Genomic DNA, 18,719 nt, shown 5'->3' on the forward strand with positions numbered 1-18,719 from the left:
CGTCTCCCTTACTTGTAGCAGACGGCCTTGACCGCATCGATGACTTCACCGACGTTCGGCAGGGCGAGCTTTTCGAGGTTCGCGGCATATGGCATCGGAACGTCCTTGCCGGCAATCGTCATGATCGGCGCATCGAGATAGTCGAAGGCCTGCTGCATGACGCGGGTCGCGATCTCGGTTCCGACGGAGGACTGCGGGAAGCCTTCCTCCACCGTGACCAGGCGGCCGGTCTTCTTCACCGATTCGACAACCGTCTGCAGGTCCATCGGACGGATGGTCCTGAGGTCGATCACCTCGACGTCGACGCCATCTTCCGCAAGCTTTTCAGCCGCTTCGACCGCATAGGTCATGCCGATACCGAAGGAGACGAGCGTCGCGTCCTTGCCCTTGCGATGGATGCGTGCCTTGCCGATCGGCAGGACGAAATCGTCCATCTTCGGCACTTCGAACTTGTGACCGTAGAGGATCTCGTTTTCGAGGAAGATGACCGGGTTCGGATCGCGGATCGCAGCCTTCAGCAGACCCTTCGCGTCAGCGGCCGTATACGGCATGACAACCTTGAGGCCCGGAATATGGCTGTACCAGGCCGCGTAGCACTGCGAATGCTGCGCTGCAACACGCGCCGCTGCCCCGTTCGGACCGCGGAACACGATCGAACTCTCCATCTGGCCGCCGGACATGTAGTGGGTCTTGGCGGCGGAGTTGATGATCTGGTCCATCGCCTGCATGGCGAAGTTGAAGGTCATGAACTCGACGATCGGCTTCAGCCCGGCAAGCGCCGCGCCAATGCCGACGCCGGCAAAGCCGTGCTCGGTGATCGGCGTGTCGACGACGCGCTTGGCGCCGAATTCCTGCAGCAAGCCCTGCGTGATCTTGTAGGCGCCCTGATATTCGGCGACTTCCTCGCCCATGACGAACACATCGCCGTCGGCGCGCATTTCTTCCGCCATGGCGTCACGCAGCGCTTCGCGCACCGTCGTCATCACCATTTCCGTGCCTTCCGGAATATCCGGATCGGAGGCGGCCTCGGCGGCTTTCGGCTCGGCGGGAACGGCGTCGGGAGAAGCCTGCGGCTTTTCTTCCTCGGCGACTTCCGGAGCCTTCGTTTCCTCGGGCGCCTTGGTCGCGGCCTCGTCGATATCGTCGGCGCTTTCGCCTTCCTCAAGGAGAACCGCGATCGGCGTGTTGACCTTGACGCCCTCGGTGCCTTCGGAAATCAGGATCTTGCCGAGCGTGCCTTCATCGACGGCCTCGACTTCCATCGTCGCCTTGTCGGTTTCGATTTCGGCAAGGATGTCCCCGGCGGCGACGCTGTCGCCTTCCTTCTTGAGCCATTTGGTGAGGTTGCCCTCTTCCATCGTCGGGGAGAGCGCCGGCATGAGAATATTGGTAGGCATTTATATCCCTCCCCGTCTTAGCGCAGGATGTCGGTGTAGAGCTCGGAAACATCCGGCTCCGGATCGGTCTGGGCGAAATCGGCGGCATCGGAGATGATCGCGCGCACATCCTTGTCGATGGCCTTCAGCTCGTCTTCGGTTGCCCACTTCTTTTCGATCAGACGCTTCTTGACCTGCTCGATCGGATCGTGCTCGGAGCGCATCTTCTGCACTTCATCCTTGGTGCGGTATTTCGCCGGGTCGGACATCGAGTGGCCGCGATAACGATAGGTCATCATCTCGAGGATCATTGGACCCTTGCCGGAACGCGCATGCGCTTCGGCTTCTTCCGCCGCCGCCATGACCGCGCGGACATCCATACCGTCGACCTGCTTGCCGGGAATATGGAAGGACGCGCCGCGCTTGGAGAAGTCGGTCTCGGCCGAGGAACGGGCAACGGACGTGCCCATCGCATAGCGGTTGTTCTCGACAATGTAGACCACCGGAAGCTTCCACAGCTGCGCCATGTTGAAGCTTTCATAGACCTGGCCCTGATTGGCCGCGCCGTCGCCGTAATAGACGACGGTCACCTTGCCGTCCTCGCGGTACTGGTTGGCAAAGGCCAGACCCGTGCCGAGGGGAACCTGCGCGCCGACGATGCCGTGGCCGCCGTAGAAGGCCTTCTCCTTGGAGAACATGTGCATCGAGCCGCCCTTGCCCTTGGAATAGCCGGAGCGGCGGCCGGTCAATTCGGCCATCACGCCGCGCGATTCCATGCCGGTGGCCAGCATATGACCGTGGTCGCGATAGCTGGTGATGATCTGGTCACCATCGTTCAACGCCATCTGCACGCCGACGACAACGGCTTCCTGGCCGATATAGAGGTGGCAGAAACCACCGATATAGCCCATGCCGTAAAGCTGGCCGGCCTTTTCTTCGAAGCGGCGGATCATGAGCATTTCACGATAGGCATGCAGTTCCTGGTCGCGATCGAAATCGACGATCTTGCCGCTTTCTTCTTTTTTGGATGATTTCCGTGAGCCGGACGCTTGGGACGCCATCAAAACCTCCTTCTGAAGGAAAGACGTGGATTTTGGCGATACAATAGGGCGTTTTGTGCGGTACGGCAATGCTAGATTTGCGCGCAAAAATCAGCATTTAAATAATTGAAATACGTGAATAAAATGCGAATTAATAAGAATTCAGTTTATTGGAGATTTCGGTCGAAAATCACGATTTCGTCCGGCCGCAGCAGATTGAGCGCGTAGCGCGCCTGCTCGTCGAGCGCATCCTTCATCAGCGATCCGTCGGAGAGCATGCGGACGCGTTCTTCCATCGCCTGGCGCTCGCTCACAAGCTTCTCCAGCTTGCGCTCGTTCAGCTCCTTGTGAGCCTCAAAGCGTTCGCCGGCGATCAGGCCGTAGTCACCATGGATGGAATGATAAACGAAATAGCTCATGAAGCAGGCCGTGATCGCGGGGACGACGAGGCGGCCGTAAAACCGTGGTTTGTGATGGCGGGTCCACATGAGGCTGTCCGGAATTTACGCAGTACACTGAGCCCGGACTTTAGCCGCCTAACCTTAACCAAGACTAAAGCGCCCGCCGGTTTTCGCGGCGGGCGTGACAATTTGCGACGATGCAGACACGGGGCCGGATTTCACGGCCAATCGGGCAAGCGGCGTCAGCCGACGAAGGCGCGTTCGATCACGAATTCGGAGGGCTTGTTGTTGGCGCCCTCATCCATGCCGGCTGCTTCCAGAAGCGCCTTGGTGTCCTTCAGCATCGCCGCCGAGCCGCAGATCATGCCCCGGTCGGTTTCCGGGTTCAGCGGCGGCAGGCCGAGATCGTCGAAAAGCTTGCCGCTCGAGATCAGGTCGGTGATCCGCCCGGTGCGCTCGAAAGGCTCGCGGGTGACGGTCGCATAATGCGTCAGCTTGTCGCCGACGATCTCGCTCAGGAGTTCGTCATTGCGGATTTCGCTGACGAGGTCGAAACCGTATTGCAATTCCGCCACTTCCCGGCAGGTATGGGTCAGGATCACCTCGTCGAATTTCTCGTAGGTCTCCGGTTCGCGGATCAGGCTGGCAAAGGGCGCGATCCCGGTGCCCGTGGAGAACATGTAGAGGCGCTTTGCCGGCGTCAGCGCATCGAGCACCAGCGTGCCTGTCGGCTTTTTGCGCATCAGCACGATATCGCCTTCCTGGATGTTCTGCAGGTGCTGGGTCAGCGGGCCGCCGGGGACCTTGATCGAGAAAAATTCAAGTTCCTCCGCCCAGGACGGGCTTGCGATCGAATAGGCGCGGTAGATCGGCTTGCCGTCGACCATCAGGCCGATCATCGCGAACTCGCCCGAACGGAAGCGGAAGCCGTCGGGCCGCGTCATGGTGAAGCGGAACAGACGGTCTGTGTAATGCTGGACGCTCAGCACCTTCTCGCCATAAACCCCTGCGGGCAGCGTGGCGGCAAATTCCTCGGTCGTGGCTTGCATGTTCATGTCGACGTCTCGTCCTGTCTGCTGAACGCCGGGTTGGGACCGACGCAATCAAAATTCCGCGCATTGGCGACTGTCTACGGGCTCAGATAATACCCTCGGCGAGAGATTGCAAAGGCGGATACGCTAAAAAGCCTGCCTCAGCCGGTCATATTTTGGCCGTCCGACGCCAGCTGTAGCCGCCCGGAGCGGCGCTCTGGCGGGCCGCCGGCTGGTAGTGACGGCTGACGGTCGGAAGGCGTCCTGCGCTGAGCCTACTGATCGCCGTCTTGTTCTCGACCGCGAAACTGTCGAAGCCGCAGCGCAGCATCAGCACCAGCGGATCGATCAGAACATCACCCACGGCGCGAAGCTCTCCGCCATAGCCCAACCGCTCGCGCAGCAACGTCGCCTGAGAAAAGGCCCGCCCGTCGCTGAATGCATTGAAGGTCAGTGCGATGATCTCGATACGATCGAGGAAGGGGGCCAGTTTCGCCGGGTCGTCGAAAGGACCGAGAACAACGCCAAGGCCTTCATTGCCATCAAATCCGTTCTCAAGCAGTTCGGCAAGGGGAACCAGCGTCCGCTCGCCTTCCCCGGCCTTTCGCTCCTCGGTTTCGACCACCCAGGGATCATTCTCGACGAAGCCTTGCTCTCTCCAGATCATTGTCATTCTTCTCTCCTCAGGCGGCCCTGGCTTTTTCGGGATAAAGCGCGTCCTTGAAGGGCTGCGCGCCGAGCCTGCGATAGGCCTCAATAAAGGTTTCGGAGCGATCCGTGCGCAGGTGCAGATAGGTGTCGACGATGGTTTCCACCGCATCGGTCACCTTTTCCGGCTCGAAGCCGCGCCCGACGATCTCGCCGATCGAGGTGTTTTCATCCGCCGAGCCGCCAAGGGTGATCTGGTAGAGCTCCGCGCCCTTCTTCTCCACACCCAGAAGGCCGATATGGCCGACATGGTGATGGCCGCAGGCATTGATGCAGCCGGAGATCTTGATCTTCAGCTCGCCGATCTCCGCCTGACGCGCCGGATTGCCGAAACGCTCGGAAAGCTGCTGGGCCAGCGGAATGGAGCGCGCATTGGCCAGCGCGCAATAATCGAGCCCGGGACAGGCGATGATATCGGTGATCAGTCCGGCATTGCCAGTTTCAAGGCCCGCCTCCTTCAGCGCCGCATAGACGGCCCGCAGATCGGCGCGGGCAACATGCGGCAGGACGAGGTTCTGCTCGTGGCTGACGCGGATTTCATCGAAACCATAGCGCTCGGCGATATCGGCAACGGCTTCCATCTGCGCGTCGGTCGCATCCCCCGGAATGCCGCCGATGGGTTTCAGCGAGATGGTGACCATCGCATAATCATCGCGCTTGTGGGCGGCGGTGTTGCGGGTCAGCCAGTCGAGATAGCCGCTGTCGGCCGTATCGAAGCGATCACGCTCGCGGGCCGGAAGTTCGGGAAGAGCAAAATACCTGCGAATGGCTTCGATATCGCCGTCAGGCAGCGTCAGTTCGCCGCCCTTCAACGCCTCGAATTCGCGCTCGATATCCGTCTTCAGCGCCTCAAGGCCCGTCTCGTGGACCAGAATCTTGATTCGCGCCTTGTACTTGTTGTCGCGGCGGCCGTTGAGATTGTAGACGCGCAGGATCGCCGTCGCATAGGCCAGAAGGTCGGCCTCCGGCAGGAAATCGCGCACCTTCCTGGCAATCATCGGCGTGCGCCCCTGCCCGCCGCCGACATAGACGGCGAAGCCGAGCGCGCCGGCATCGTTCTTCTTCAGGTGCAGGCCAATGTCATGAACCTGGATTGCCGCGCGGTCGCGCTCGGCGCCGGTCACCGCAATCTTGAACTTGCGCGGCAGAAAGGAAAATTCAGGGTGGATCGACGACCACTGCCGCAGGATTTCGGCGTAGGGGCGCGGGTCTGCGACTTCATCGGCAGCAGCACCCGAAAAATGGTCGGCCGTAACATTGCGAATGCAATTGCCGGACGTCTGGATCGCATGCATCTCGACTTCGGCGAGATCGCTCAGGATCGCCGGAATATCCTCCAGCTTCGGCCAGTTGAACTGAATGTTCTGGCGCGTGGTGAAATGACCGTAGCCGCGATCATATTTGCGCGCTATGTGGGCGAGCATGCGCATTTGCCGCGCGTTCATCGTGCCATAGGGCACGGCGATCCGTAGCATATAGGCGTGAAGCTGGAGGTAGACGCCGTTCATCAGCCTTAGCGGCTTGAACTGGTCCTCGGTGATTTCGCCCGAAAGCCTGCGTTCCACCTGATCGGTGAACTGAGCGACGCGTTCGCGAACAAAATCATGGTCGAATTCGTCGTAGCGATACATGTCACGCCTCCACATGTTCGGGTTTGGCAGGGGCATAACCCGCTGCATAGGGGATGGTCGGGCCTTCGGCGCGAATGCGCTCGCGCAGCCTGACCGGCCAGATCCGGCCATCGGGCCGCTCGTCGACGTCGATCACGGCAACATCAACGATCAGATTGCCGGAGAAATCGCGCTTGCCGATCTCGTCGAGGCTTTCAATCGCGGCTTCGTGGCGGGCGACGAGCGCATGCTGCAGATCGCGCGTCCAGCGACCGTTGGCGTCGAGCCAGACAGCAAGGCCATCGGTCAGGCGGTTGGCGGTCAGAACCTTAGCGGACATGGAGGGCTCCCGTGAATTTCTCTTCGACAAGATTGTTGTTGAGCGCGAAAGCGCTCGAATTCTCAAGACTGGCGCCGGCAACGGCATCGCCGATGATCACCATGACCGGACCCGTCAGATCCTCGCGCGCTTCAAGCTGCGGCAGTTCGGAAAGCACGCCATGGAACAGCCGGCGGTTCTTGCGGCTCGCATTCTCGACGACGGCGATCGTGGTGTCGGCGGAAACGCCCGCATCCTGCAGCCGGGCGCCGAGTTTGGCGGCAACGGAACGGCCCATATAGACGGCAATGGTGGCACCCCGGACCGCAAGCGCGGCCCAGTCCGGCAAGGTGTCGCCATTAAGGTCGTGGCCGGTCGTAAAAACCAGTGTGGAGGCAACGCCGCGCAGCGTCATAGGCAGGCCGAAATCCGCGGCGGCGGCCGAGGCGGAGGTGATGCCCGGCACCACTTCATAGGAAACGCCGGCAGCCCTGAGCGCGGCCATCTCCTCGCCGGCCCGGCCGAAGATCAGCGGATCGCCGGATTTCAGCCGTACGACACGCTTGCCTTCCCTGGCAAGTTTCACCAGGAGATCATTGATTTCATTCTGTGACTTGGAATGGCAGTTCTTGCGCTTGCCGACGGAGATGTGCTCTGCATCGCGTCGCCCCATATCGACGACGGCCTGCGGCACCAGCGCATCATAGGCGATCACATCGGCTTCCATCAGCAGCCTGTGGGCGCGGATCGTCAGCAGGTCCTCGGCGCCCGGCCCCGCGCCAACCAGCGCGACATGGCCCGACACGGCGGATCCGTCGGAGATGATCTCGTCGGCCAGGCATTCGGCTTCAAGAAGGCGTCCCTTTTCGACGGCGTTCGCCACCGAACCGTTGAAGAAACGTGACCAGAAGGCACGCCGCGCCGCGCCGCGCGGAATATTGGCGTCCACCTTGTCGCGCAGATTGGCGGCGAGCCGCGAAAGCGGCCCGAGCGAACGCGGCAGCATGGTGTCGATCTGGGCGCGAATCATCTGCGCCAGCACCGGCCCTGCCCCTTCCGTGCCGATGGCAACGGCCACCGGCGGACGGGCAACAAGCGCGGGCGTATAGAAATCGCAGTCTTCCTTCTGGTCGACGGCGTTGACCGGCACGGAAAGCGCGCGGGCGCAATCGGCGATCATGTGGTCCTGCTCCGGCTCGCCGGTGGCCGCGAAGGCGAGAACGGCGCCATCGAGCTGTTCGGCGGCAAACGGCGCTTCGATCAGGCGCGCGCCATGCTCGGCAAGAAAAGTGCGGTAGTCCTCGTCCGGGTTTTCGCCATAAGCGATAATCTCGGCACTCGTCTTCGCCATCAGTCGCGCCTTGGCATAGGCCTCCGCGCCGGAGCCGAAGATTGCGACCTTGCGGCCCTCAACCCTGAAAAATGCCGGAAACGCCGACAGCAACTCTTCTTTAGCGACCATCTCTGACCAGTCCTTCCATAACATCCCGGAATGATGGACTGCGTTGGTCGAGGCTTGAAGAAACGAAAATGCGCGGCGATGCCCGAGGAAACATTTCATTCCTCAATTCCGGCATCGGCACAGCAAATTTAACTGCGGCGGGCATTCCCTCACTTGCGCACGCTCGGATTGCCATCTTTACTGCCCGCAACAAAGCTTGTCGTAAAAGGGGGACCATGAATGCGCGACGTCCAATTGACCGAACGCCTGCTGAATGTCATCGAAGACGACATCCTGCCGCTCACCGCAAAGGAGGTGGAAGCCGGCAACAAGGTCTTCGGCGCCGCTATATTGCGCAAATCCGATCTTTCCCTTGTCATTGCCGGAACCAATGACGAAACCTCAAACCCGCTCTGGCACGGCGAGGTGCATACGCTAAAGCAGTTCTACGAATTGTCGGAGAGACCCGACACAAAGGAGCTTCTGTTCCTTTCCACCCACGAACCCTGCACCATGTGCATGTCGGCAATCACCTGGGCCGGGTTCGATAACTATTTCTACTTTTTCAGCCACGAGGATTCGCGCGACAGCTTCGGCATCCCCCATGACCTGAAGATCATGAAGGAACTCTACGGGCTCGAGCCCGGCGGCTACCGGCGGAACAATGCCTTCTTTGACGCGCGCTCGATCGTGGATATGGCAGAGGCCGCCGATGAACCGGACCGCACGCGCTTCTTCCGACAGATCGAAAGGATCAAGGCGTCCTACGCGCTTGCGTCGGACACCTACCAGTCGCATAAGGGCGAAAGCAAAATCCCGCTTGGATGACATTTCCGACGCAACGGAGCATTCCCTTGGAGCCTTCCCGCGACATCGCCCGCCTTATCGACATCATGGCAGCCCTTCGTGATCCGGATACCGGCTGCCCCTGGGACATCAAACAGAACTTCGAAACGATCAAACCCTACACGATCGAGGAGGCCTATGAGGTGGCCGACGCGATCGAGCGCAAGGATTTCGACGATCTCTGCGACGAGCTCGGCGATCTCCTGCTGCAGGTCGTCTACCACGCCCGCATGGCTGAGGAGGACGGCCTGTTTTCCTTCGGCGATGTGGTGTATGCGGTGACCGCCAAGATGATCCGCCGCCACCCGCATGTCTTTGCCCGAAACGAGGCCGATACGCCCGAGGCGGTGAAGGTCCAGTGGGACGAGATAAAACGGCAGGAGAAGGCCGATCGTGCAGCCCGCCGCGCGAAGGCGGGCATCACCGAAGATTTCAAGGCGGGCCATCTCGGCAATGTCCAGCGCAGCTTCCCGGCGTTGACGGAAGCACTGAAGCTGCAGGAACAGGCCGCCCGCGTCGGTTTCGACTGGTCACAACCCGAGCCGATCCTCGACAAGTTCGAGGAGGAGGTCGGCGAACTGCGCCAGGCTCTGCTCAGCGGCGACAAGGCACGAATTTCCGACGAACTCGGTGACCTCATCTTCGCCGCCGTCAATCTCGGTCGCCACACGAAGACGGATCCCGAGCAGGCGCTGCGCGGCGCAAACACGAAATTCCGCCGTCGCTTCAATCACATAGAGCGCTCACTTGAGAAGAACGGCGAAAGCCTCGACGCCGCGACGCTGGAACGCATGGAAGCGCTCTGGCAGGATGCCAAGGCGATCGAACGCAAACTGAAATAGGTTCAAACCCAAAAAAGGCCGCAGCGCTTTTGCACCGCGGCCTTTCTGCAAGAGCCCGGCCGGCATCTCGCCGGCCTTTGTCACATTACATATTCATCGGAACCTTGAAGAAGAGCGTCTCGCCGGAGCTGTCGTCCACGCCGTCATTGTCGGTCACGGCATAGGCCGTGCCGTCGGCAGCGATGGTGAAGCCCTCGATCTTGTCGACGACATAGCCGTTGGTGGCCGATTTCATCAGCGGCAGAAGGTCAACGACTTCCTGCTTTTCGACAACGGGGAGCTCCGAGCCGATCGCTGCCGGTTTCATGTCGGCGAGCGATACCTTGAACAGCTTCTTGACCTTTGCGGCCGCGCCGATCTGGTTGTCACGCTCGACGATATAGACATTGTCGCCATTGGCGGTGATTTCCGACAGACCCATCCAGCCCTTTTCCGGCGTTTCCAGCGGGTAGGAGACCGCGCCCCATGCGCCCGTTGCCGGCGTATAGGCCAGGAGCTTGACGAAGCCCTTGGCGTCATCGGCCCATTCGCGCTGCACGGCCATCCACAGCGTCAGGTCATCGCCCTCGCCCACCGTGGTGATGCCTTCCATACCGAAGCGTGTCTGGTTGGCCAGCAGTTCCTCCGGCAGATCGATGGTTTCGGTGATCTCGCCTGTGCCGTCGATGTGGAGAACGGCGTGCGGCACGTCCTTGTCGGGGTTGCCTTCAGACGCCAGCCAGAAGCCGCCATTGCCGTCGACGGCAACGCCCTCGAGGTCGAGCTTTTCGGCAGGCTCGCCATTGCGGGTCACGCGGATCGCGTCGGTGATCAGCGCCGGCTTTTTCGAAGCGTCGATGATGAAGACCGAGGGCTGGCCCGAATAGAAGCTGTCATTGACCGCATAGAGCTTCGAGGCGTCCGCCGGATCGGCTGCAAGACCGGAGAGCGCGCCGAAACCGATCAGAGGATCGCGGGAGACGTCGGAAGCGATCTGCGGATAATCGGCCTCGCCCTCTTCATAGGCGTAGAGCATCACGTGGGCGCGTACGCCGCCGTCGGGGCCGAGGTCTTCCTCATTGGCCGTCACCAGCAGGTTGCGGGCCGGAATGGCGACGCCGCTTTCCGGGCCGATGCCCGACGGCAGAAGCTGGACGAGTTCCGGCGCTTCCTGGACATTGTCATTGTAGACGCCGACGACCGAACCGCGCTCCGACATGACGAAGAGGTAATTTGTGTCGCCATACTGGCCAACGATCAGGCCTTCCGGTTCAACGCCCTTCTTGCCGGCGCGCTTGTCCGGGAAGTGGCCGATGGCGGCAACGGCGCGTTCGAAGGACGTTCCGGCCTCGTGCAGCAATTCGCCGGCATCGGAGAAGATCGAGAAGCCGCGCGAACCGCCCTTGTAGTCGCCCTCATTGGCGATGACGAAGCGGTCATTGTCGAGCCACTTGACGGTGTCGGGCTCACGCGGAACGTCGTTCAGCGAGCCGGTAAAGTCGAGCTTGCCGTCCTTTTCCGTGTCGATGCCCGTCAGATCGACCGTGCCGGCGGAGAAGTGGGTCTTCACCGCGCCGGTATTGCCGTCGACGACCGCGATACCGTTGTTTTCCTGCATGGTGACGACGATCTCGTTGTCATCGTTGATGTCGATGAATTCCGGTTCCGGATCGCTCGGCGCCGTCATTTCATCGAAGCCGGTCATGGCGACGTGTTTGGTCGTGGCGCAATCGGCGACGCCGTCCTTCAGCGAAATGATCACCAGGTCGCCGGCCGGCATCTGCGGGATCTCGCCGTCGTTCAGATCCTCGTCGCGCTCGTTCTCGATGGCGATGGCCACGATCGAGCCATCGGGAGACACGGCGACCGAATCGGGCTGGCCGCCGAGGTCGCACTGCGCCTCAAGGGTCTTCGATGCGATGTCGATGACGCCGAGGAAGCCGGAGGGCGCGGTGAAGCTTTCCGAGGTGTTCACGCCGACAAAGGCCTTGGCGCCGGAAACGGCAACCGAGGTCGGCTCCCCGTCAAGCTTGACGATGCCGGCAGGCTTCGGCGCGCGCGGGTCCTTGATGTCGATGAAACCAACGGCTTCCAGCGGACTGTCGGAATAGACGAGCATGTTGCCGTCTTCGGTCGCGGTAATGATCTCCGCGGACGTGGCGCTCATGGCGTCCATGTCGGCGGGCAGGTTCTCGTTGACCGGGAACACGGCGATACGGTTGAAGACCGGATCGGCGGATGCCGGAATGGCGGCCGATGCGAGGAGTGCGGCCGAGAGCGCCGCACTGGAAAGGCGCAATTTCATTTTTTCCCTCCTGGGCTTGAAATACCGGAGGGTTGTGCGTCATGCCCGTGACAGGATGATTACGTCTTGATGACGCCGGCATGACAGATTTATCTCAGCGCTCCCGCCTGCGCTCGATCATCATGATCGAGAGCGACGCGCCGAGGATCATCAGTCCGCCGACCCAGAACAGCGTGTCGGGCGCAAACCCGAAGACCAGCCAGCCGCCGAGAACGTTCAGCGGCAGCTTGAGGTCATCGAAAGGCTGGACATAGGCAGCGTCCGCGCTGGAATAGGCGAGCGTCAGGAAATACTGCGCCAGGACCGTCATCAGGCCGAGCGCCAGCATGATCCAGATCGCATCGCCCATGGGGACGGCGAACCCGCCGCCGACCGCGACAAGGGCATTGATCGGCGTCAGCAGCATCAGCAGCCAGACGGTGATCGATTCCGGCCTCTCATGCGCCGTCAGCTTCTTGGTGATCAGCGATGTTCCACCCCACAAAAGCGCGGAGAGAACCGGCAGCAGCGCCGCCCAGGTGAAGCTTGCCGACCAGGGCTGGAGGATGAGCAGCGCGCCGGAGAAGCCGACCCCGGTCGCAAGCCAGCGCGACGGGCCGACGCGTTCGCCCAGAAACAGCTTGGCGCCGACGATGATGAAGAAGGGCGAGGTCATCACCAGGGCGATCGCCTGGCTGATCGGGACGGACTGAAGACCAAAAACCCAGGCCTGAACGCCGAGCGCGGAAAGCGCCACGCGGACGATATGCTGGCCGGGATAGGCAGTGCGCATCACCTTCAGCCCGGTGCGCCACAGATAGGGAATGGCGAAAAGAAAGGCGATGCCATACTGCCAGAAGGCGACGGATGAGGAGGCAAAGCCCATTTTCATGGTCAACTGCTGGATCAGCACATTGGCGGCAGCATAGACCACGCCGGCGAGCACCATCCAGAATGCGCCGGTCAATGCGGGGGAACGATAGATTGCCTTGTCCATGCCTGTCTCGATCCTTCATGGCGCTCATAAACGCGCGAAATGCGGGACGACGCATGGCGCCGGCGGCAATCGGCAAGGCGATGCATCCGGCAGCTTGCATTCTCTTTCTTCCGGACTGTGACCGTCGGCCCCGGTTTCTCACCGGATCTGCTGACCCTTTCCGGCAATGTCCGGAAAGGCGCTCGCGGGCTCGCGCCGAAACGCATACCGCCGGTGGGGAGTTTCGCCCCGCCCCGAGAATGTGCCGCAGAAAGATGTCCTCTCTGCAGCGTTGTTGTGAGCCAGATTTAGTCAACGCGCGTGCTTCCGGCAAGTGCTATCTGGCGCGCGCTTGGGTAACTGAGCGTCAACAAAACGGGCAACAAAAAACCCGGAGCGAGACGCTCCGGGTCGACACTCCGTCAGAAGACGGCAGAAATCACGAGTTGCAAGCTTCCTTGAGACCCTTGCCGGCCGTGAACTTCGGAACGTTGCGGGCCGGGATATCGACCTCGGCGCCCGTCGACGGGTTACGGCCCTTGCGCGCGGCGCTGTGGGATACGGTGAAGGCGCCGAAGCCGGCCAGGCGAACTTCGCCGCCGTTCTTCAGTTCGCCCTGCACGGCGTCGAATACGGCGTCGACAGCAGAAGCGGCATCGGTTTTGGACAGACCGGCCTTTTCGGCAACGGAGGCTACGAGTTCACTCTTGTTCATGTTTCCACCCTTTCTGAAATGGTTCGAAACGGATCTCTTGTTTCTCGGGCGTCGGCGACGCTTTGACCGCCACCCGCTGACATTCAAAAGCCCTGCGTTTCAAGGAATTGCAATAGGCTTGGGGCAATTTGTAAGGAAAAGGCCGACCAAAGCACGACCTCAGGGACCCCTTTTCCACAGGAGCCCCTGAAAAGTGGCGATATTTCGGCGTTAATGCGCCACGGTCTTGTTCGATTCGGCGTCCGATTCATCGGACGCCATAGAGACCGGATCGGCTTCCGGATCCCACTCGATCGGCTGCGGCATCTCCAGAAGAGCGTGCCGCAGGACCTCGCCCATGCGCGAGACGGGCACGATCTCCAGACCGTTCTTGACGTTGTCCGGGATATCGGGAAGGTCCTTGGCGTTCTCTTCGGGGATCAGCACCTTGGTGATGCCGCCCCTGAGCGCGGCAAGCAGCTTCTCCTTCAATCCGCCAATCGGCAGGACGCGGCCGCGAAGGGTGATCTCGCCCGTCATCGCCACGTTCTTGTTGACCGGAATGCCGGTCATGACCGAGACGATCGCGGTTGCCATGGCGACGCCTGCCGACGGTCCGTCCTTGGGCGTGGCGCCTTCCGGAACATGGACGTGAATGTCATTCTTGTCGAACATAGGCGGCTTGATGCCGAAGTCGACGGCGCGCGAGCGGACATAGGATGCCGCCGCCGAAATCGACTCCTTCATGACGTCGCGCAGATTGCCGGTCACCGTCATGCGGCCCTTGCCGGGCATCATCACGCCCTCGATCGTCAGCAATTCGCCGCCAACCTCGGTCCAGGCAAGACCCGTGACCACGCCGACCTGATCGTCGCCTTCCGCTTCACCGTGGCGGAAGCGCTGGACGCCGAGATAGTCCTCGAGATTATCGGCGGTGATATGGACGGCGGTCTTGTCGCCCTTGACGATTTCGGTCACCGCCTTGCGGGCAAGCTTCATCAGCTCGCGCTCAAGGCTGCGCACGCCCGCCTCGCGGGTGTACTGCTGGATCGTCCGCGTCAGCGCCGCGTCATCGACGGAGAACTCCTCCGGCTTCAGCGCATGCTCGCGGATTGCCTTCGGCAGCAGGTGGCGCCGTGCGATTTCCAGCTTCTCCTGCTCGGTGTAGCCGGCAATGCGAATGATCTCCATACGGTCCATCAGCGGGCCCGGAATGTCGAGCGTATTCGCCGTGGTGATGAACATCACGTTGGACAGGTCATATTCGACTTCCAGGTAGTGATCCATGAAGGTCGAGTTCTGTTCCGGGTCCAGCACCTCAAGCAGGGCCGAGGACGGATCGCCGCGGAAATCGGCGCCCATCTTGTCGATCTCGTCGAGCAGGAAGAGCGGATTGTTCTTGCCGACCTTCTTCATCGACTGGACGATCTTGCCGGGCATGGAACCGATATAGGTGCGCCGGTGGCCGCGGATCTCGCTTTCGTCGCGAACGCCGCCGAGCGCCATACGCACATACTCACGGCCCGTCGCCTTGGCGATCGACTGGGCGAGCGAGGTCTTGCCGACGCCGGGCGGGCCGACGAGGCAGAGGATCGGCCCCTTCAGCTTCTTGGCGCGCGCCTGCACCGCGAGATATTCGACGACGCGTTCCTTGACCTTCTCGAGGCCAAAATGATCCTCTTCCAGCACCTTCTCGGCGTGCTTCAGGTCGCGCTTGATCTTCGACTTGGCGTTCCACGGCAGGCCGGTGAGCCAGTCGAGATAGTTGCGCACCACGGTCGCTTCCGCCGACATCGGGCTCATGTTGCGGAGCTTCTTCATCTCGCCTTCAGCCTTTTCACGGGCTTCCTTGGAGAATTTGGTCTTCTTGATGCGCTCCTCGAGCTCGGCCATCTCGTCGCGGCCGTCCTCGCCCTCGCCGAGTTCCTTCTGAATGGCCTTCATCTGCTCATTCAGATAGTATTCGCGCTGGGTCTTCTCCATCTGCCGCTTGACGCGGGTGCGGATGCGCTTTTCGACCTGCAGGACGGAAATCTCGCCTTCCATGAAGCCGAGGGCCTTTTCGAGACGTCCCTTGACGCTGGTGGTTTCCAGCATTTCCTGCTTCTCGGTGATCTTGATCGCAAGATGCGAGGCAACCGTGTCGGCAAGCTTGGAGTAATCCTCGATCTGGCCGGCAGCGCCGACGACCTCGGGCGAGACCTTCTTGTTGAGCTTCACATAATTCTCGAACTCGGAAACCACCGAACGGGCCAGCGCCTCGATCTCGACGGCATCTTCTTCCGGCTCGCCGAGCACTTCGGCATTGGCCTCGTAGAAATCGTTCTCAAGGCGCACATCGCCGATGGCCGCGCGGGCCTTGCCCTCGACCAGCACCTTGACCGTGCCGTCGGGCAGTTTCAGAAGCTGCAGCACATTGGCGATCGTGCCGATGCGATAGAGCGCATCGGGTTCGGGGTCGTCATCACTTGCGTTGACCTGGGTAACCAGCATGATCTGGCGGTCGGCGTTCATCACTTCTTCCAGGGCGCGAATGGACTTCTCGCGGCCGACGAAGAGCGGAACGATCATGTGGGGGAAAACCACAATGTCACGCAATGGCAACACCGGAAACGCAGCATTTTCCGCTGCAGGCGTGTTCTGCGTCATGTCTTTTTCCTTTCAGGCAGCCCGGGGGGGCTCCGGGCATTGACGGGCTGTTGGGAGACAACCCGAGCGTTCTTCTCGATTGTTGCGGAACAAGTGGCGCTTTAAAAGGCCGATTTCAACCTTTGCCCCTGTTTTCACCGGAACAACGGGCGATTGCGGGCGTTGGATCAGGTTGGCGCGCAGAAACGACGAAGGCAGGGACCCTGCCCTGCCTTCCGAATCGTTCTGGCCTGACGCGTGGATTACGCCGATGCGTTCGCCTTGTCGTCCGAGCGGTTGGCGTAGATATAGAGCGGCTGGGAGGTTCCGGAGACCACTTCGTCCGAAATCACCACCTCGCGCACGCCCTTCATCGCCGGCAGTTCGAACATGGTGTCGAGCAAAATCTTCTCCATGATCGAACGCAGACCGCGCGCGCCGGTCTTTCGCTCGATCGCCCTGCGCGCGATCGCGATCAGGGCGTCCTCGTGGAACGTCAGTTCGACGTCTTCCATCTCGAACAGGCGCTGATACTGCTTCACAAGCGCATTCTTCGGCGCCGTCAGAATCTGCACCAGGGCTTCCTCGTCAAGATCCTCGAGTGTGGCGATGACCGGCAGACGGCCGATGAATTCGGGAATCAGCCCGAACTTGACCAGATCTTCCGGCTCCAGATCCCGCAGCACGTCGCCAACCCTGCGGTCGTCTGCAGCCTTCACCGAAGCGCCGAAGCCGATCGAAGTGCGTTCCCCACGTGCGGAGATCACCTTGTCGAGACCGGCGAAGGCGCCGCCGCACAGGAACAGGATGTTGGTCGTGTCGACCTGCAAAAACTCCTGCTGCGGATGTTTTCGGCCACCCTGCGGCGGCACGGATGCTACCGTACCTTCCATGATCTTCAACAATGCCTGTTGAACGCCCTCGCCCGAGACGTCACGCGTGATCGACGGATTGTCCGACTTGCGTGAGATCTTGTCGACCTCGTCGATATAGACGATGCCGCGCTGGGCGCGCTCGACATTGTAGTCGGCCGACTGCAGCAGCTTGAGGATGATGTTCTCGACATCCTCGCCGACATAGCCGGCCTCCGTCAGCGTCGTCGCGTCCGCCATGGTGAAGGGAACATCGATGATGCGGGCCAGCGTCTGGGCAAGATAGGTCTTGCCGCAGCCCGTCGGGCCGACCAGCAGGATGTTCGACTTCGACAATTCAATATCGGAGCTCTTGGAGGCGTGCGACAAGCGCTTGTAGTGGTTATGCACCGCCACCGAGAGAATACGTTTCGCATGGCTCTGGCCGATCACATACTCGTCCAGAACGCCCATGATTTCCTGCGGCGTCGGCACGCCGTCGCTCGACTTCACCATCGAGGTCTTGTTTTCCTCGCGGATGATGTCCATGCACAACTCAACGCATTCATCGCAGATGAATACGGTCGGGCCAGCGATCAGCTTGCGGACTTCGTGCTGACTCTTGCCGCAAAAGGAACAATAGAGCGTGTTCTTCGAGTCACCGCCATTGTTACCGCCGACTTTGCTCATTATCACTTCCTTCCAGTCAGCCGTCCCTTCTCTTGAACGGCTTCACATTCTTGCTTCTGTCGCGCGTCCGGATGCTTTCAAAACATCGGGGCAACAAAACGACGCGACAGACTTACAGCGAACAGGCGCAAACGCGAAACAACGCCAAATCTTTAAAAACCGGCTTAGCATCCCCGGTTTTCCATACTATTAACGGCTTCAGCACCGGTTTAAAGCCAAAAAACGCAATCGTGATCCCGAAACGCCACCATGGCGCGGTCCGCGACCAGACCACGCCCCGACCGTTCAGAGTCGGCAAAGCCGGGCCATTCTCGGTTTCACCTGCGAATCAAGTCCGGCCTGAGATCAGTTGCCGCCCTCGATTTCGCTGCGCGACGTCATAACCTTGTCGATCAGGCCCCAGTCCTTCGCCTCGCCCGCATCCATGAAGTGGTCGCGATCCAGCGTCTTTTCAACCTCTTCGTAAGTCTGGCCGCAATGACGGACATAAACTTCATTGAGGCGACGCTTCATCTTGAGGATGTCGCGGGCATGGCGCTCGATATCGGAGGCCTGGCCCTGGAAACCGCCGGAAGGCTGGTGCACCATGACACGCGCATTCGGCGTGGCGAAGCGCATGCCCTTCTCGCCGGCGGCCAGCAGGAGCGAGCCCATCGAGGCTGCCTGTCCGATGCAAAGCGTCGAGACCGCCGGGCGGATGAACTGCATCGTGTCATAGATCGCCATGCCGGCCGTCACGACGCCGCCGGGCGAATTGATATAGAGCGCGATTTCCTTTTTCGGGTTTTCCGCCTCGAGAAACAGCAGCTGGGCGCAGATCAGGGACGCCAGATGATCCTCGACCGGACCGGTCAGGAAGATGATCCGCTCTTTCAGCAGGCGGGAATAAATATCATAGGAACGTTCGCCGCGATTGGTCTGCTCGACAACCATGGGCACAAGCGCCATCGCGGTATCTACGGGATTTGTCATGTCTGTCCTTCGGCCGGCTGATCGGAACCGT

Annotated in this window: 15 protein-coding genes, 1 pseudogene and 1 riboswitch; of the genes and pseudogenes, 2 read left to right on the plus strand and 14 right to left on the minus strand. The window is 60.9% G+C overall.

Going from position 1 to position 18,719, the window contains the following annotated elements; genetic code table 11:
• Window positions 1-8 precede the first annotated feature (8 nt).
• From FF124_RS13885 to cysG, 8 genes are all read right to left on the minus strand, one after another.
• Window positions 9-1,397 carry a pyruvate dehydrogenase complex E1 component subunit beta gene (locus FF124_RS13885; protein WP_138749088.1) on the minus strand — a complete coding sequence of 463 codons (1,389 nt, stop codon included), beginning with the start codon at window positions 1,395-1,397 and terminating at the stop codon, window positions 9-11.
• Window positions 1,398-1,414: 17 nt separating this feature from the next.
• Window positions 1,415-2,437: a pyruvate dehydrogenase (acetyl-transferring) E1 component subunit alpha gene (gene pdhA / locus FF124_RS13890; RefSeq protein ID WP_138749089.1), complete on the minus strand. Its 1,023-nt coding sequence runs from the start codon at window positions 2,435-2,437 to the stop codon at window positions 1,415-1,417.
• A gap of 146 nt (window positions 2,438-2,583) precedes the next feature.
• On the minus strand, window positions 2,584-2,904 hold the full coding sequence (locus tag FF124_RS13895) for an FtsB family cell division protein (protein WP_138749090.1): 321 nt from the start codon (window positions 2,902-2,904) through the stop codon (window positions 2,584-2,586).
• A gap of 155 nt (window positions 2,905-3,059) precedes the next feature.
• Window positions 3,060-3,872, minus strand: a complete 813-nt coding sequence (locus FF124_RS13900) for a ferredoxin--NADP reductase (RefSeq protein WP_138749091.1) — start codon at window positions 3,870-3,872, stop codon at window positions 3,060-3,062.
• A 145-nt stretch (window positions 3,873-4,017) separates the two neighbouring features.
• Window positions 4,018-4,521, minus strand: a complete 504-nt coding sequence (locus tag FF124_RS13905) for a DUF934 domain-containing protein (RefSeq protein ID WP_138749092.1) — start codon at window positions 4,519-4,521, stop codon at window positions 4,018-4,020.
• Between the two features lie 10 nt (window positions 4,522-4,531).
• Window positions 4,532-6,187: a nitrite/sulfite reductase gene (locus FF124_RS13910; protein ID WP_138749093.1), complete on the minus strand. Its 1,656-nt coding sequence runs from the start codon at window positions 6,185-6,187 to the stop codon at window positions 4,532-4,534.
• 1 nt (window position 6,188) lies between these two features.
• Window positions 6,189-6,506, minus strand: a complete 318-nt coding sequence (locus tag FF124_RS13915) for a DUF2849 domain-containing protein (protein WP_138749094.1) — start codon at window positions 6,504-6,506, stop codon at window positions 6,189-6,191.
• Window positions 6,496-7,947, minus strand: a complete 1,452-nt coding sequence (gene cysG / locus FF124_RS13920) for a siroheme synthase CysG (protein WP_138749095.1) — start codon at window positions 7,945-7,947, stop codon at window positions 6,496-6,498. The genes FF124_RS13915 and cysG overlap by 11 nt, the downstream gene beginning before the upstream one ends.
• Before the next feature lie 219 nt (window positions 7,948-8,166).
• Here cysG and FF124_RS13925 point away from each other — a divergent pair, with 219 nt between their 5' ends.
• Both FF124_RS13925 and mazG read left to right on the plus strand, forming a co-directional pair.
• Window positions 8,167-8,754 (plus strand): deaminase, encoded by a 588-nt coding sequence (locus tag FF124_RS13925; protein ID WP_138749096.1) that lies wholly within the window; start codon window positions 8,167-8,169, stop codon window positions 8,752-8,754.
• A 26-nt stretch (window positions 8,755-8,780) separates the two neighbouring features.
• Window positions 8,781-9,614, plus strand: coding sequence for a nucleoside triphosphate pyrophosphohydrolase (gene mazG, locus FF124_RS13930; protein ID WP_138749097.1), 834 nt, complete (start codon window positions 8,781-8,783; stop codon window positions 9,612-9,614).
• 85 nt (window positions 9,615-9,699) lie between these two features.
• Here the strand turns inward: mazG and FF124_RS13935 are convergent, their stop codons facing one another.
• The 6 genes and pseudogenes from FF124_RS13935 to clpP all read right to left on the minus strand — a co-directional run bounded on the left by FF124_RS13935 (window position 9,700) and on the right by clpP (window position 18,688).
• Window positions 9,700-11,898 carry an esterase-like activity of phytase family protein gene (locus FF124_RS13935; RefSeq protein WP_138749098.1) on the minus strand — a complete coding sequence of 733 codons (2,199 nt, stop codon included), beginning with the start codon at window positions 11,896-11,898 and terminating at the stop codon, window positions 9,700-9,702.
• A 94-nt stretch (window positions 11,899-11,992) separates the two neighbouring features.
• Window positions 11,993-12,874, minus strand: a complete 882-nt coding sequence (locus FF124_RS13940) for a DMT family transporter (RefSeq protein ID WP_138749099.1) — start codon at window positions 12,872-12,874, stop codon at window positions 11,993-11,995.
• A gap of 94 nt (window positions 12,875-12,968) precedes the next feature.
• A riboswitch (FMN riboswitch) is annotated at window positions 12,969-13,119 on the minus strand.
• Window positions 13,120-13,292: 173 nt separating this feature from the next.
• The gene (locus tag FF124_RS13945) at window positions 13,293-13,568 is read right to left on the minus strand and encodes an HU family DNA-binding protein (RefSeq protein WP_018066007.1); all 276 of its coding nucleotides are present in this window, start codon (window positions 13,566-13,568) and stop codon (window positions 13,293-13,295) included.
• Between the two features lie 278 nt (window positions 13,569-13,846).
• Window positions 13,847-16,196: pseudogene (lon, locus tag FF124_RS13950) on the minus strand (endopeptidase La); the annotation flags it as partial.
• Between the two features lie 242 nt (window positions 16,197-16,438).
• Window positions 16,439-17,716, minus strand: a complete 1,278-nt coding sequence (gene clpX, locus FF124_RS13955) for an ATP-dependent Clp protease ATP-binding subunit ClpX (protein ID WP_138749101.1) — start codon at window positions 17,714-17,716, stop codon at window positions 16,439-16,441.
• Window positions 17,717-18,061: 345 nt separating this feature from the next.
• The gene (gene clpP / locus FF124_RS13960; protein ID WP_138749102.1) at window positions 18,062-18,688 is read right to left on the minus strand and encodes an ATP-dependent Clp endopeptidase proteolytic subunit ClpP; all 627 of its coding nucleotides are present in this window, start codon (window positions 18,686-18,688) and stop codon (window positions 18,062-18,064) included.
• Window positions 18,689-18,719: the final 31 nt, after the last annotated feature.

Origin of the sequence: Martelella lutilitoris (assembly GCF_005924265.1) — a bacterium.
Taxonomy (GTDB): Bacteria; Pseudomonadota; Alphaproteobacteria; order Rhizobiales; family Rhizobiaceae; genus Martelella; species Martelella lutilitoris.